Annotated in this window: 18 protein-coding genes; 4 read left to right on the top strand and 14 right to left on the bottom strand. The window is 67.6% G+C overall.

Going from position 1 to position 14,444, the window contains the following annotated elements; genetic code table 11:
- Window positions 1-39: 39 nt before the first annotated feature.
- The gene (locus IT293_08025; protein MCC6764595.1) at window positions 40-780 is read left to right on the top strand and encodes a TerC family protein; all 741 of its coding nucleotides are present in this window, start codon (window positions 40-42) and stop codon (window positions 778-780) included.
- A gap of 388 nt (window positions 781-1,168) precedes the next feature.
- Here IT293_08025 and nuoH read toward each other — a convergent pair whose 3' ends face one another.
- Window positions 1,169-2,371 carry an NADH-quinone oxidoreductase subunit NuoH gene (gene nuoH, locus IT293_08020; protein MCC6764594.1) on the bottom strand — a complete coding sequence of 401 codons (1,203 nt, stop codon included), beginning with the start codon at window positions 2,369-2,371 and terminating at the stop codon, window positions 1,169-1,171.
- 136 nt (window positions 2,372-2,507) lie between these two features.
- On the opposite strand from nuoH, the gene IT293_08015 reads away from it, so the two are divergent.
- Both IT293_08015 and IT293_08010 read left to right on the top strand, forming a co-directional pair.
- On the top strand, window positions 2,508-2,732 hold the full coding sequence (locus IT293_08015; GenBank protein MCC6764593.1) for an AbrB/MazE/SpoVT family DNA-binding domain-containing protein: 225 nt from the start codon (window positions 2,508-2,510) through the stop codon (window positions 2,730-2,732).
- The gene (locus tag IT293_08010; GenBank protein MCC6764592.1) at window positions 2,729-3,139 is read left to right on the top strand and encodes a type II toxin-antitoxin system VapC family toxin; all 411 of its coding nucleotides are present in this window, start codon (window positions 2,729-2,731) and stop codon (window positions 3,137-3,139) included. Before IT293_08015 ends, IT293_08010 begins: the two co-directional genes overlap by 4 nt.
- Window positions 3,140-3,243: 104 nt before the next feature.
- Here IT293_08010 and IT293_08005 read toward each other — a convergent pair whose 3' ends face one another.
- The 11 genes from IT293_08005 to IT293_07955 all read right to left on the bottom strand — a co-directional run bounded on the left by IT293_08005 (window position 3,244) and on the right by IT293_07955 (window position 10,609).
- On the bottom strand, window positions 3,244-4,338 hold the full coding sequence (locus IT293_08005; protein ID MCC6764591.1) for an NADH-quinone oxidoreductase subunit D: 1,095 nt from the start codon (window positions 4,336-4,338) through the stop codon (window positions 3,244-3,246).
- 59 nt (window positions 4,339-4,397) lie between these two features.
- Window positions 4,398-4,886 (bottom strand): NADH-quinone oxidoreductase subunit C, encoded by a 489-nt coding sequence (locus tag IT293_08000; GenBank protein MCC6764590.1) that lies wholly within the window; start codon window positions 4,884-4,886, stop codon window positions 4,398-4,400.
- Window positions 4,887-4,897: 11 nt separating this feature from the next.
- Window positions 4,898-5,398 carry an NADH-quinone oxidoreductase subunit NuoB gene (nuoB, locus tag IT293_07995; GenBank protein ID MCC6764589.1) on the bottom strand — a complete coding sequence of 167 codons (501 nt, stop codon included), beginning with the start codon at window positions 5,396-5,398 and terminating at the stop codon, window positions 4,898-4,900.
- Window positions 5,399-5,416: 18 nt separating this feature from the next.
- Window positions 5,417-5,779 (bottom strand): NADH-quinone oxidoreductase subunit A, encoded by a 363-nt coding sequence (locus IT293_07990; GenBank protein ID MCC6764588.1) that lies wholly within the window; start codon window positions 5,777-5,779, stop codon window positions 5,417-5,419.
- A gap of 100 nt (window positions 5,780-5,879) precedes the next feature.
- A complete protein-coding gene (locus tag IT293_07985; protein MCC6764587.1) occupies window positions 5,880-6,251 on the bottom strand; it encodes a hypothetical protein in 372 nt (123 codons plus the stop codon).
- Window positions 6,248-6,820, bottom strand: coding sequence for a Uma2 family endonuclease (locus IT293_07980; GenBank protein ID MCC6764586.1), 573 nt, complete (start codon window positions 6,818-6,820; stop codon window positions 6,248-6,250). Before IT293_07980 ends, IT293_07985 begins: the two co-directional genes overlap by 4 nt.
- 86 nt (window positions 6,821-6,906) lie before the next feature.
- Entirely contained in the window at window positions 6,907-7,581 is a 675-nt protein-coding gene (locus IT293_07975; GenBank protein MCC6764585.1) for a hemolysin III family protein, read from the bottom strand.
- Window positions 7,582-7,701: 120 nt separating this feature from the next.
- Window positions 7,702-8,763 carry a prohibitin family protein gene (locus tag IT293_07970; GenBank protein ID MCC6764584.1) on the bottom strand — a complete coding sequence of 354 codons (1,062 nt, stop codon included), beginning with the start codon at window positions 8,761-8,763 and terminating at the stop codon, window positions 7,702-7,704.
- Window positions 8,760-9,827: an SPFH domain-containing protein gene (locus IT293_07965; GenBank protein MCC6764583.1), complete on the bottom strand. Its 1,068-nt coding sequence runs from the start codon at window positions 9,825-9,827 to the stop codon at window positions 8,760-8,762. The genes IT293_07970 and IT293_07965 overlap by 4 nt, the downstream gene beginning before the upstream one ends.
- A gap of 163 nt (window positions 9,828-9,990) precedes the next feature.
- Window positions 9,991-10,389 (bottom strand): PIN domain-containing protein, encoded by a 399-nt coding sequence (locus tag IT293_07960; GenBank protein ID MCC6764582.1) that lies wholly within the window; start codon window positions 10,387-10,389, stop codon window positions 9,991-9,993.
- On the bottom strand, window positions 10,367-10,609 hold the full coding sequence (locus IT293_07955; protein MCC6764581.1) for an AbrB/MazE/SpoVT family DNA-binding domain-containing protein: 243 nt from the start codon (window positions 10,607-10,609) through the stop codon (window positions 10,367-10,369). The genes IT293_07960 and IT293_07955 overlap by 23 nt, the downstream gene beginning before the upstream one ends.
- A gap of 162 nt (window positions 10,610-10,771) precedes the next feature.
- On the opposite strand from IT293_07955, the gene IT293_07950 reads away from it, so the two are divergent.
- Window positions 10,772-11,605, top strand: coding sequence for a transposase (locus IT293_07950; GenBank protein ID MCC6764580.1), 834 nt, complete (start codon window positions 10,772-10,774; stop codon window positions 11,603-11,605).
- Here the strand turns inward: IT293_07950 and IT293_07945 are convergent.
- Both IT293_07945 and IT293_07940 read right to left on the bottom strand, forming a co-directional pair.
- Window positions 11,514-12,959, bottom strand: a complete 1,446-nt coding sequence (locus tag IT293_07945; GenBank protein ID MCC6764579.1) for a DUF1501 domain-containing protein — start codon at window positions 12,957-12,959, stop codon at window positions 11,514-11,516. The genes IT293_07950 and IT293_07945 overlap by 92 nt on opposite strands.
- Window positions 12,960-12,973: 14 nt before the next feature.
- The gene (locus IT293_07940; GenBank protein ID MCC6764578.1) at window positions 12,974-14,440 is read right to left on the bottom strand and encodes a DUF1800 domain-containing protein; all 1,467 of its coding nucleotides are present in this window, start codon (window positions 14,438-14,440) and stop codon (window positions 12,974-12,976) included.
- Window positions 14,441-14,444: the final 4 nt, after the last annotated feature.

Genomic DNA, 14,444 nt, shown 5'->3' with positions numbered 1-14,444 from the left:
TTTGCCCGCGGCAGGGACGGCGCGTAGAGAGCCTGCCCCATGACCCTCGACTTCCTCGCGAGCCCCGAGAGCTGGATCGCCTTCGTCACGTTGACGTCGCTCGAGATCGTCCTCGGCATCGACAACATCATCTTCATCTCCATCCTGGCCGGAAAGCTGCCGCCGGCGCAGCAACGGAGCGCGCGGCTCATCGGCCTCTCGCTCGCGATGATCACGCGCATCCTGCTGCTCTTGTCGCTGTCGTGGATCATCCGACTCACGGCGCCGCTCTTCACGGTGCTCCGGAACGACATTTCCGGCCGCGATCTGATCCTGCTCGTCGGCGGCCTCTTCCTCCTCGCCAAGAGCACCCATGAGATCCATCAGAAGCTCGAGGGCGATGCGGGACACGCCGGGAAGGCGACGCACCCCTCCTACGGGAGCGCGCTCGTGCAGATCATGCTGCTCGACATCGTGTTCTCGCTCGATTCGGTCATCACGGCGGTCGGTATGGTCGATGAGATCGCGATCATGATCGCCGCGGTCGTCTCCGCCGTCGCGTTCATGATGGTGTTCGCGGGCTCGATCAGCGCGTTCGTCGAGCGCCACCCGACGATCAAGATGCTGGCGCTGAGCTTCCTGCTGCTCATCGGCGTCACGCTGATCGCGGAGGGCTTCGACCAGCACTTCCCGAAGGGCTACGTCTACTTCGCGATGGCGTTCTCGGTGTTCGTCGAGATGCTGAACCTCCGTATGCGCGCCGCGCACGAACCGCCGGTGAAGCTGCACGAGCCGTACTGACCGGCTCGGTGCGGCGACCGGCGGCGCCGGCCGGGCATCCGCGACGGTACGACGATCGCCACGGCGCGCGGAGGACCTGACCCGCTCGGTCTGAAATGATGGGGCGAGCGAAACGACGCCCCACCATGCGCACGAGGCACCCCTGGCAGGTTGCTCACAAAGGATGAGATGCGAGGCAACGAAGCAGATCGCCCTTCAGCAACCTGCTCTAGCCCGCATTTCTCACCGGGTCCACGTCGCGAGAGCGTCAAGCGTGCGCCAGATCGGGCCGAACGGAGCGCCGAGCGACGCAGGCGGACTGGACAGTCCGTTGAGGAGCGAGGCGCGAGTACGGTCCGAGGTGGCGTGCGATTGACGCTCGCAGCAGGGACCTGGTGAGAAATGCGGGCTAGATGAACGGGCTGTAATAGTAGTCCGCCGGCTCGAGACGCGCGCGTCGGAGGTGGAACCGCACGCGGCGCACGAAGAGGACGACCAGCCCCGCACCCCCGACCGTCATGGCGATCGCCACCACCCGGCCGAGGCTCGCGGGCACGACCACCATCCAGATCGCCGTTCCGACGACGTTCACGAGCGCGATCGGCACCATGTACTTCCAGCAGATGACCATGAGTTGATCGACGCGGACGCGCGGCAGCGTCGCGCGCACCCACATGGCGACGAAGACGAAGAAGTAGGCCTTGGCGAAGAACGTCGCGAGCTGCAGCAGCGCGAGCGCGACCGGGTGCTCCGTCACCGGCGGCACCTGCCAGCCCCCGAGGAAGAGCGTCGCGACGATGGCGCCAATCACGTAGAGGTTCCCCCACTCGGCGAGGAAGAAGAGCAGATACCGCATGCCGCTGTACTCGGTGCAGAAGCCGGCGACGAGCTCGGACTCGGCCTCCGGGAGGTCGAAGGGCGTGCGGTTCCCCTCCGCCAGCGCCGCCACGAAGAAGAGAAAGAAGGCAACGAAGGTGAACGGATTCGCGAACAGGAACCACTGCCACGGCGCCCAGCCCTGCGCGCGGATGATCTCCTGCATGCTGAGCGTCCCCGTGAGCAGCACGACCGGAAAGATCGAGAGGCCGGACGGGATCTCGTAGCTCACGATCTGCGCCGCGGAGCGGATGCCGCCGAGGAGCGACCATTTGTTGTTGGACGCCCAGCCGGCCATGAGCACGCCGACCACGACGAGACCCGTCACGGCGGTGATGTAGAGGATGCCGATGTTCAGGTCGGCGATCACGAGCACGTCGCCGAACGGCACGACCGCGAAGGTCGCGACGAAGCCGATCACCACGAGATACGGCGCGACCGCGAAGAGCCACGGATCGGCCGCGCTCGGGATGATGTCTTCCTTCAGGAGGTTCTTGAGGCCGTCGGCGAGCCACTGGAGGAAACCCTGCGGTCCGACGCGGTTCGGCCCGACGCGCGACTGGATGCGCGCCCACACCCGGCGCTCGAGCCAGCTCGTGATGCCGGCGACCGGCAGCACGAACCCGAACACCACGACCGCGCCGAAGAGCAGCATGGCGACCAGCGCCACCAGCTCGTAGGGCGCGAAGCGGAGCGGCCCCGCGACGTCGGTGAGGCGCAGCACGAGATCCCGCATCGGGCGCGGAGCATAGCCGCGCGACCGCGTGCGTCAACCGCGCGCAGGGCCCGGAACCTGCGATTGACTACTCAATCGGTAATACGTAAAGCGGTTTACCATGCGGAGTAGGATATCCCCCAAAGGACAGGTCACCGTGCCCGCCGAGATCCGCGAGCGGTTCGGCCTCGTGTCCGGCACCGCCGTCGAATTCCTGGTCCGCGAAGGTGAAGTGGTGCTGCGGAAGGACCGCCAGACGCGGGAACCCGTCGATCGCGTCTTCGGGACGCTCACCCTTCCCAAGAGCGTCGACGCGCTGGTCGACGAGCTGCGGGGGCCGCGGCCGGCGCGCATTGCGAAGCGTCGAGCGCGGCGACGATGAAGACCGCCATCGACACCTCGGTTCTCCTCGACGTCCTCGCCGCCGATCCCGTGTTCGGCGAACGGTCACGCGAAGCGCTCCGCGACGTCTATCGGCGCGGCGCTCTCGTCGCGTGCGACATCGTGTGGAGCGAAGTCCGCGCCGCCTTTGGCGACGACCGGTCGTTCGCCGACGCGCTCACCACGCTCGGGGTCCAGTTCGATCCCGTCTCGCCTGCGAGCGCCACCCTCGCAGGAACGCTCTGGCAGATGCAGCGCGGCCGGAACCGTGCCGACCGTCTCCGCGTCGTGCCCGACTTTCTCGTCGGAGCCCATGCGATCCTCCAATGCGACGCTCTCCTCACCCGCGACCGCGGCTTCTACCGCGACTACTTCACGGACCTTCGGGTGCTCGATCCGAGCGTCTGATCGCAATGCCATCAACCAAATAAATGAGCACCGCCGCCGAGCCCGACGTCGACGACGGGGAGGGCGTCTCGTAGGAGGGCACGCTGCGCGCACCCGAGACGGCCCTAGCGGTCCACCTCCGGCGCCACCACGTCGAAGCTCGCGATCACCGCGACCAGGTCGGCGATCATGAGGCCCCGACTCACGTGGTCGACGATCGCCATCGCCGAGAACGAGCCCGTCCGGATCTTCAATCGGTACGGGTAGTCGGTGCCGTCGCTCACGCAGTACCAGCCCATGTCGCCGCGCGCGCCCTCGACGCGCACGTACGCATCGCCCGCGGGCGGCTTGAACTTGCGCGGCACCTTCCCGAGCACGGGCCCCTCGGGCATCCGGTCGAGGCACTGGCGCAGCATGCGACACGCCTCCTGCATCTCGCGGATGCGGACCATGTAACGGTCGAAGCAGTCGCCGAGCGTGCCGCGCTCACCGGTGCCGACCGGCACGTCGAAGTCGAGCTCCGGGTAGATCGCGTACGGCAGATCCTTCCGGACGTCGAAGCGCACGCCCGACCCGCGCAGGTTCGGACCCGTGAGGTTGTAGTCGATCGCATCCTCGCGCGAGATCACCGCCACGTGCACGAGCCGCTCGACGTAGATCTTGTTGAAGGAGATGAGGTCGTTGTACTCCTCGATCAGCGGCTCGAAGCGGTCGAGGAAGCGCGTGAGCTTCGCGGCCCAGCCCGGCGGCAAATCGTAGGCGACGCCGCCGATCCGCATGTAGGTGAACGTGAGGCGCGCGCCGCACAGCTCTTCGAGCAGGTTGTTGATGTGCTCGCGCTCGCGGAGCGCGTGAGTGAACGGCGTGAAGGCGCCGATGTCCATGCCCATCGTGCCGACCGCGACGAGGTGGCTCGCGATGCGGTTCAGCTCGACCGCAATCACGCGGCAGTACTCGCCGCGCTTCGGCACCTCGATGCCGGCGAGCTTCTCGCACACCATCGCCCAGCCCTGGTTGCACGCCATGGCGGCGACGTAGTCGACGCGATCGGTGTACGGCATGAAGCCGTGGTAGCCGACTTTCTCCGCGATCTTCTCGATCGAGCGGTGCAGGTACCCGACGTCGGGGATCGCCTGCCGCATCACCTCGCCGTCGGCCTTCACCACGAAGCGCAGCACGCCGTGCGTGCTCGGGTGCTGCGGCCCCATGTTGAGCGTCATCTCCTCGGTCGCGACGCCCTCACGCTCGACGTCGACCTCGACGCCGCCGATCCCGGTGCTCACAGGAGGCTCTCCCGCTTGGTGCTGATGCCGTGGTACTCGGTCGGCTCGACGTAGTCCTTGCGGAGCGGGTGGCCCACCCAGTCCTCCGGCAGCAGGATGCGGCGGAGGTCGGGATGGCCGAGGAAGTCGACGCCGAGGAGGTCGAAGATCTCGCGCTCCTGCCAGATCGCCGCGCGCCAGACCGTCGAGACCGTGGCGAGCCGCGGGTTGTCGCGCGGCACCCCGACTTTCATCGCGAGCGCGTGGCCGTGCGCGTACGAAAAGAGGTGGTACACGATCTCGATCTGGTCGCGCTTGGGCTGATCGACGCCGCTCTGGTTCGAGAGGCAGTCGAACGCGAGGGCCGGATCGGCCTTGAGGTGGGTCGCAACGGCGAGGACGTCGGCCGGTCGCACCCGCACCGCGGGGTCGCCGGCCGTCTCGAGCCCCCCGATGGCGCCCGGAAAGCAGGCGACGAGCGCCTCGTGTATCGCGGTCGCGTCCACGACGCTCGGATTCAGGCCCGGGTCCCGAGGGCTTCGCCGCGGACGAGCCACTTCTCGCCCATCATCTTCTCCTGCAGGAGCAGGATGCCCTGCGTGAGAGCCTCGGGGCGCGGCGGGCAGCCCGGCACGTAGACATCGACCGGCAACACCTTGTCCACGCCGTCGCACACGGAGTACGCGAGCTGGAAGAGGCCGCCGCAATTCGAGCAGCTGCCCATCGAGATGACGTACTTCGGATCGGGCATCTGGTCGTAGAGGAGCTTCGTGCGGAGCGCCATCTTCAAGGTGAGCGTGCCGGCGATGATCATGAGATCCGATTGCCGCGGGGTCGCGCGCGGCACGGCGCCGAAGCGGTCGAGGTCGGCGCGCGGGCCACCCGTCTGCATCAGCTCGATCGCGCAACAGGCGAGCCCGAAGAGCATGTACCAGAGCGACGATTTCCGGGTCCAGTTGAGCATGGCGTCGACCTGCGTCGTGACCATGAACTCGGGCATCGTGTTCATCAGCGACATCGGTCGATCCTTACCTGCTCAAGCCGCGCGCCGGAAGTCCGTGCCGGAGCCCGGCTCGGCGGGCGACCCCTTCACCCACTCGAGGTCGCGCTTGGCCCAGACGTAGACGAGACCGACCGCGAGGACCCCGACGAAGAGGAGAATCTCGCCGAGCGCCGCGAGACCGCGCCCGTCGGCGACCCAGCGCTTGAAGACGGCCATGACGGGGTACATGAACGCCAGCTCCACGTCGAAGACCACGAACACGAGCGCCACGAGATAGAAGCGGATGTTGAAGTTGATCCAGGCGCTACCGGTCGCCGGCTCGCCGCACTCGTAGCTCGAGAGCTTCGCCGCTCCGGGGTTCTGCGGGCGTACGAGCCACCCGAGTCCGAGCATCATCGCCGCGAGGACGAAGCCGAGCGCGAGGAAGACGAGGACGTTCGCGAAGTGGAAGTACACGGCTCGCGCGATCTAACAAGAGACCCGCCGACGAGGCAACTCAGGGATAGATCCAGCGCAGGCAGTCGCCGCGGACCTTCGCTCCGGCCTCGGCGGCGGTCCATTTCTCGCGATGGATCGTGCGCGCGAGCGGCGGGAATCCCTTGCAGACCTTCTCGTCCGAGGGGTGCTCGCCGCACGCGTCGCGGAGCGCGTTCAACGGCGAGTACACCGAGAACCCGGCCTCGCGACCGCGCGCGATGCGCTCCGCCTGGATCGCGTACTGGTCGCAGAGCGCCTGCTCGTCGCGGCTGAGCGAGCCGTAGGCGCGCGGCTCGGCCCACGCGACGCCGCCGGCGCACCGGAAGGCGGCCGCCGCTCCGCTCACGCACGAAAGGGCGGCGGCGAGGAAAAGGGCTCGAGCCGTGCTCACGCGGTCTCGAGCCACCAGCGGGAGACGTCGAGCTCGATCGCGTCGAAGGGCGCGAGGCGCGCCGGCGCGTCACCCGCGTGGACGGTGGCGATCACCCACCCGCCGTCGCGCAGGCGATAGACCTCGATCGAGCGGAGCAAGGGATCGACGAGCCAGAGGTGCCCGACGCCCTCGCGCGCGTAGACGCGCATCTTGTGGCCACGGTCGATCCTGCCCGTGCTCGGCGAAATCACTTCGCAGACCCAGTCGGGAGCCTCGGTGAAGGCCGCGACGTTCGGCAGCTTCGGCATGCGCTCGCGGCGCCAGCCCGCCTGGTCGGGCACGAGCACGTCGTCTCCGAAATGCAGCTCCGGCTCGTCCAGGAGCCACCATCCCCCCGGATTTCCCCGATCGCCCGGGGGCCGGTCGAACGCCCCGCTCAGGTCCCCGCCCATCACGGACGCCGCGCGCGCGTGAGGCGACGCCGGCCGCGGCGACACGATCAGCTCGCCGTCGATGATCTCCCCGACCTTGGTGTCGGGAACGTCGAGGAGGTCGTCGTAGCGGGCCGGCTTGCGGGCGGGCTTCACGGCCGGAGGTCTAGCACGGCCAGCACCTTCCGGTCAGCCGCTACTCGCACCCGGCACCGCCGCCGCACGTCCGCGCCGACGACGGCTCACGCGCCCGGAAAGCGCGCCACGTAGCCGAGGATCGCCGCGTAGTGGAGCGCGCTCCCGGCGACGACGCAGACGTGGAAGACCTCGTGGTACGAGAACACGTGCGGCCAGAGGCGCGGCCGGCGCGTCACGAAGAAAACCGCGCCCACGGTGTACGAGAGGCCGCCGAGCACCACGAGCCAGAGGGCGCCCGGCGGCAGCGTCCGGGCGACCTCGCCGATGAAGGGGAGCGCGAGCCAGCCCTGGACGATCTGCAGCGTAATCGACACACCGTGCGGCACCTGCGGCCAGAAGACCTTCTGCGCAACGCCGACGATCGTGATGCCCCAGGTCGCCGCGAGCGCCGCCGCGAGCAGCCACCCGTCGAGGATGGCGAGCGCGATCGGCGTGTAGGTGCCGGCGACGAGCACGTAGATCATCGAATGGTCGAGCCGCTGCATGCGCCGCTTCCACTCCGCCCGCCACGGAAACGAATGGTAGAGGCTGCTCACGGTGTAGAGCCCGACGAGGCTCGCCGCGAAGACGAGGAGCGCCAGCCGCATCGCGACGTCGCCCTCGGAGGCGCGCCACAGGACCGCGCCACCGGCCATCGAAAGCATCGCCGCCGACCCGTGCAGAAAGCCGCGGACGGGGTTCTGCATGCGTCCGAGACAGAGGCGGTCGACGGCGTCCATGGCTCCAGATGCCTACAGGAACGCCGGTGGGCCGTGAAGCCGGAATGCGCCGCGTCACGGAACTTTCACGCGGCGGCGGCCGCGGCCCGCCGATGCGCGCCCCGTCCTCGCCGACGTGCCCTACTGCCCCGGACGCATCCCCGCCGATTCGAGGAAACGGTTCACGTCGGTCTGCTGGAGGTTGATCGCCGAGTCCGAGGTCGGGAACTGGACGATGCGCTTCCCCTTGAGCGCGTCGGCGATGCGGAGCTTCACCATCGTCCGGCCGCCGGCCCCGGCCATCGCCTCCTTCATCTTGGTGATGCCCTGTGCTTTCGCGGCCTTCTCGGCGACGATGGCCTCGGCCTCGAGCTTCTTCGCCTCGTAGTAGGCATCGGTCTGCAACGTCACTTGCTGTGCCTTGCCGCGCTCGGTCGCGAGCAGCTGCCCCACCAGCCCTTTGGTCGTCTCGAGCTCGCGCTCCCACTCCTTCACCGCCGCTTCGGCGGCGGAGCGGTTCTTGTTGACGGTCTGGTCGGCGACCTTCTTCTGGTCGATGGCCGCCTGGTAGTTCTTGTGGAAGCGATAGTTGCCGAGGACCACCCGCTCGCAGATGAGCCCGTACGGCTCGAGCGCGCGCCTGAGATTGGCGAGGGCTTGTTCTTCTTTCGCGGCGCGGAGGTCGGAATCGTAGAACTCCTCGGACGAGAGCTCGTTCAGCGAGTCGCGCGGGATCGAGCGCGCGAGCGGGCGCACGAGCACGGTCCGCACCTCGTCGACGTCATAGGCGACGTGCCGCAGGACGTGCGGCGCCTTCACCGGATCGACGTGATAGAGCACCGTCACGTCGACGCTCACGTCGTTGCCGTCGCGGGTCTTGAAGTCGAGGGCGTCGTCTTCCCCGCTGCCCTTGCCCTGCTCCTTCATCTGGACCGTCTGCGTCTTGGTGTCGAAGACGTACCAGTCGTGGACGACCGGGATGACGATCACCGTACGGCCCGGCGCCACGACCTCGTCGGCGCCGAAGAGCTTGCCGATCTTGATGCCGACCTCGGTCGAGCCCGTCGAGCGGTAGCAGCCGCTCGCGACGAGCGCGACCACGCCGAGCGCCAGCGCCCGCGCCCGGGGGGAAGCGCCCTGCCGCCGGCACGTGGCCGGAGCGCGCGCGACGCCCGCGTCCGTACCGTGCGTGCGGCCGCTCACGGCTTCACCCCCTGCGCGCCGGCCTCCGGCGCGACGTCGAAGAGCCGGAGCGCCTGGTTCAGATCGAGCGGGTTCATGCCGCCCTTCCCTCCCGACGGCACCAGCACCGTCTCGACGCCCTCCAGCACCTCCGCCATCTTCATGCCGACCAGGTTCTCGGAGCCGCCGCCCTGATAGGCGCGGTTCTCGAGCTCCGCGCCCTGCGCGTTGGCGAGCTGCACCAGGAGGTCGGCGTCGGCGACCCGCTTGCGCCGATAGGCGTCGGCCTCGGCCTGGATCTTGGTCACCTCGGCGTTGCCGCGCTGGGTCTCGACCTCGACCTTGGCGCGGCCGGTCGCTTCGATCTCCTGCTTCTTCGCGAGCTCCTTTGCCGCTTCGGCCTCGGACGCGCGCGTGAACTTCAGCTGGTCCTGGACCTTCTTCTCCTCGATCTGCTGCTGGTAGTCGTGGTTGTAGTAGTACTGGCGCAGAAGCACATGGTCGACGGCGATGCCCTTCTCCTTGAGCTCCATGTGCACCTGCGCGAGCGCCTTCTCGGCCCGCTGCGAGCGCACCTTCACGTTGTAGAAATCCTCCGCCACCATCTCGCCGAGGTTCTTCTTGAGGGCGGCGATCGTCTTCGGGATGACGGCCGTCGACTCGAAGAGGCGGCCCGGCCCCGCTTGCTGCATCACCGAGAACGGGTCCTCGATGCGGTAGAGCACGGTCACGTCGAGGACGACCTTCGAGCCGTCGGACGTGTTGACCTCGACCGGCGCCTCGACCCGCGCGTTGCGCGCGTTCGACTCGTCACGGTAGCTCGTGAGCTCGAGCACCTGCAGATCGGTCGGGAAGCGGTGCATCGTCTGCCCGATCATCAGGAAATAGAGCCGTCCGCCCGGGTACATCTTCTCGCGAATGCCCGTCGGCCCGACGAGCCGGCTCTCGAGGATGCCGACCTCGTTCGGCGCGACGTAGGTCGTGCACGAGCTGTAGGCGACCCCGAAGGCCGCCACGACCACCCCGAGCCAGATCAGCCGCGTGACGTTCGCTCCGCCCGCGACGGTCGCCGGAACCTGCGCCATGCACCACCCCCCGGGCGCGGCTGTAGCACGAGGGGGGCAGCCGCGGCCAGGCCGCCGGTTGGACGCTACCGGATGCGGACGGCCGGAGGATCGAGTGCGGCGCACGCGCCGAGCGCCGTCGCGAGCGACCGGCGCTCCGTGCCGAGCGTGCGCGCCCGCGCGCTTACAGCCTGCGGGCGTGCAGCAAGCGAGCCATCCGAGCATCGACCGTCAGCGTCTCGACGTCTCGACGCTGATAGTCGTCGGCGATCAGACGATCGACGAGGCCGCAGCCGCCCTGCGTTCTGAGGGCGGCGAACACTTCGGCACCGTTCAACGGCGCGACCATACCGCTGCGTAGGACGGTCTCTAGTGCGAGCCGCGCATCGCCCTTCGAGACTCCGTAGTGATGCTGGAGTGCGACGTACGCCTCTCCGATGACCTGATTCGAAGCAACGATCTCTGCTTCCTCTTGCTCGATGAGCCGCATGAGCACCCGAACACAGCGCTCGAAGGCCTTCGGTGGATCACCCGTCAGCAACCGCACGAGAATCGAGGTATCAATCCCGAAGTGCGGGGTCACGCTTCTCCTCGCGGAACGTCTTCAGATCGAATGGGGGCCTTCGGGTGCGCAGCTTCGAACGGAGCGGCGCCAACCGCGACGGGTCGATACGGCGTGCTCGCAGCACGAAGCCCTGAGCCGCCTCTTCGAGCTCCAAACGGTCGCCGGGGCCGACCCCCAACGCCTTCAGGACGCGGGCCGGAAAGGTGACTTGCCGCTTGCTGGTGATCTTCACGATCATGCGCGCCTAGCTCCTTACCCAAAAACAATCATAGTAAGGCAGAGACTTTCAAGTGAGATATGCCCGGAAGTTGTGGATCGTGGAGCCCTTGACCCCGGCGGCGGATCTTCCCACCTGACCGGCCGCCGCTCTCTCGCACGCGGCGGGAAGGAGGCGGCATCCATGCTGAGGGTCGCGGGAAGCGAGTCGGCGCATGACGAGGTGGACGGGCGATCCCTGCTCGACGAGATTGCCCGCGAGGGAGCCCGGCGGATGCTCGTGGCGGCGCTGGAGACCGAGGTCGCCGCCTATCTGGACGCGCACCGCGACGAACGCGACGACGAGGGCCACGCCTTGGTGGTCCGGAACGGCAAGGGTCGTACCCGAAAGATCACGCTCGGAGCTGGGACGATCCCCGTGAGCGCGCCCCGTGTGAACGACCGGCGGACCGATTACCATGGTGAACGGCGCCGCTTCACGAGCCGCATCCTGCCGCCGTACATGCGCCGTTCCCCGAAGGTCGCCGAGGTGTTGGCGGTGCTCTACTTGCGCGGCCTCTCCACGGGCGACTTCCGCGAGGCGCTCGCGGCGCTGCTCGGGGACGATGCCGCCGGGTTGTCCGCCACGAACATCGCGCGGCTCACCAACGAATGGGAGACGGAGTACCGCGCCTTCCAGCAGCGGAGCCTCGCCGACTGCGACTACGTGTACGTCTGGGTCGATGGCGTCCACTTCAACGTCCGCCTGGAAGACGACCGCCTCTGCACGCTCGTGATGATCGGCGCGCGGGCCGACGGCACGAAGGAGCTGATCGCCGTCGAGGATGGCTACCGCGAAAGCGCCGAAAGCTGGAAGACGGTGCACGCGGCTGAACATCGGATTCGGACAAAAGGCGGCGGGATGGCAAAGAACCACCCCGTGGCAGCTACGGGAGGAAGGCGAGGTCGAGATCGGGCGCGGTCCAATAGGACGCTGGATCGCCGCCATCGGGAGGCAGTATTCCGCCGACTCCGGTAATCGCTGCCGCCGGCATGTTGAGCCAGTGCTTGAAGACGGTGCCGTAGACGTCGCGAAAATCCGTCGAGCGGAACGCGTTGGCATCTTGCGAGTAGACCGTGTTCCCCTCACCGTCGAGCGCGAGCGGGCTGATGTTGGGATGGTTGCCGTATAACCCGCCGTTCACCGCACCACCGATGACGAACATCGGCCCCTGCGAGCCGTGATCGGTCCCGTTGTCATTTTGCGGGATCCGGCGGCCGAACTCGCTCCACACCAGCACACAGACCTTGTCCGCGACGCCCATGTCGTCGAGATCATCGTAGAAGATCTTGAGGGCGGCCCCGACCTCGGCATGCAGGGTAAAGTGTTGTCCCGTCGGCTCAGCGCCACCTTGGTCCGCGTGCGTGTCGTAGCCGTTGTTGTTCACTTGAAAGAAGCGCGCCGCGACGGTGCCGGGATAGAGACCGTTGCTCACGCCGTAGATGACCTTGGAAACTTCGCGAAGGCTCCTCGCCAGGTCGCGTCCGACGCCCTCGTACAGATCCGCGAAGACGGCGCGATCCGGATCGGCGTCGTACGCCTGCGCCACGAGCGGGTACTTTTCGCTGCTGAGCAGCGTGGCTGTTCCGGTGTCGGCGACCGCACGCAGGAACGGCTGCGTCGACCCGCTCGCTGCGGCATGGAGTGCAAGAAAAGCGTCGCGACGCCGAACGTCGTCCCCGGCGTGCGTCGGGTCGTAGGGAAAGTCGAAATCGGCGAGACTCCGCAGGGTGAGCACGCCCGTCCCGCTCTGCCGGAACTCGCCCACGATCGCGTCGGCGATGTTCACGGCAGGGATGGCGGAGCCTGCGTACTCCAGCGCGAGGTGGCGCGCGACCCAGCCCGCCCCGGATCCGCTGCCGAGCGGATCGCCCGTCTGCCAGGCGACCCGCGAGATCTCGTGCGAGAGGTCGTGCTCGGGATAGCCGCAGCCCTGGATGACGGCGACCTTGCCGAGGTCGTAGAGGCTTTTCAGTCCTCCGAAACCCGGCGTGCCCGGACCGAACCCCCGCAGGCCCGGATGGAACGCGAGCTGCTCGCCCGTGCCCGGATCACTCCCGAGCAGGGTCATCGCAAGCGCGTCGGGTGCCAGGCCAAGGCTCGGACGGGCGACGTCATAGAGGGCGCGCAGCCCGCCAGCGTTGTCGACGGGAACGACGGTGTTGAGACCATCGTTGCCCCCATCGAGGAAGAGCACCACCAGATAGCGATCGCCGATCGTCTCGGCCAAGGCGCGACGGACGAACGGACTGCCGAACACCCCTGGCCCGAGGAGGCTGCCGGCCGCGGCGCCGCTCGCGAGCTCGAGAAACTGTCGTCGCGTGATCGCCACCCGGGCTCCTCGTCCTAGTGCAGCTGGTACGCCGGCAACTGCAGGGCGAGCGCGAAGAGTCCCCTGAGCTTCTCGTCGCGGTAGTCGTAGTTGGTGAGATCAGGGGTGAGAGTGCCGTCCTTGGTCAGGTAGGCCACCAGGGTGTCGCGCTCGGGTGACGTCAGCTCGTCCGTGATCCCGAGGACATGGGTCACCGCGTCGACGATGGCGGCTGCGTCCGTCAGGGCTGAGTCGACGAAGTACTCGGGGTGGAACCCCTTGGCGCCGCCGCCGCGCGCGGCCGTGAGGTCACGGGCAAAGGCGTAGCGAGCAAGGAGCGTCGAGCTGCTAATCCAATTCATTTCCCAGTCCCAGCCGAAGACGCTCGGGGGATTGAAGAGCACCTGTCCCATGTTGGCGAGCTGATTCATGATCGGTTCGTAGCTCCCGCCGTCGACGAACTGCTGGGTGCCCTTCAGCCGCATGCGCAGCACGCGGAGCGTGCCGACGACGTAGTCGACGGGCCACTTGACCGACCGCTTGCTGGTCGGGCCGAGAGGTTCCGCTGTGTCGTAGAACGCGTCGTGAACGAATAGCCGTCGTAGGAGCGCGGCGATGTCCCACGTCGCATCGAAGGCACTCGGCCCCGTCCCCACGACATCGTCTACGAAGGACAGATCCGGGCTCGGGTGGGCGAAATACTCGATCAGCCGGCGCGCGATCCGACGCGCCACAGTGTTCTTGCCGTCGCTGTCGGTGTGCTGAAGAACGATGTCGATCACCTCGTCGATCTCGTTCGCGCCTTCCCCGCCGACCGTGAACGAGCGCCCGCTGCCTGGTGGGAGAAAGCCTCCGGTAGACGCGAAGATCACTTTCGCTCCGCGAGCGGGGAACGCGGCCGTGAAATCGTGCAACGACGTGGCGAGCGCGGCGTCCTTGCCAGCGTCGAACTCCCAGCCAGTGAAGGCACGAGCGATCTGGACGATGTCCGCTTGGGCGTAGTTGTCGTTGCCCGCGTTGTCCTTGGGACCGAGCGTGAAGAGCTCCAATAGCTCGCGGGCGTAGTTCTCGTTCGGGCTCTCCTTCTGGTTTCGCGTCGTATCGAGAAACCGCATCATCGCGGGGTCCTTGTTGATAGCCTTCACGAGATCGCGGAAGTTGCCCTTGCAGTTGCGGCGCAGCAGCTGGTTCTGCTTGGTCATGAGCCGCGCGTCCTGCACCTTGGAAAAGGCGGTCGCGAAGTGATCGTGCCAGAAGAGCACGAGCTTCTCCTGCAGCGGCTGCTTGGTCCTCACCATGAAGCTGATCCACTTGTTGTGGATGATATCGGGCTCGACACCACCGGGCTTGAACCCCTGCGGCTTGAACGCCAGAAGCCGGTCGGCGGCGGCGCCCCGCGTCAGCGATGCGAAGGTCGCGACCTCATCGACACGTGCGCCGAATCCGGTGTGGCGCAGCAAATGGCGAGCCTGGGCGGCGGTGAGGAGTGTGCTGTCGGGCATCCGA

The sequence above is a fragment of the Deltaproteobacteria bacterium genome (assembly GCA_020848745.1).
Lineage (GTDB): Bacteria > Desulfobacterota > Binatia > UTPRO1 > UTPRO1 > UTPRO1.
This window is presented reverse-complemented; position numbering and strand designations above follow the sequence as displayed.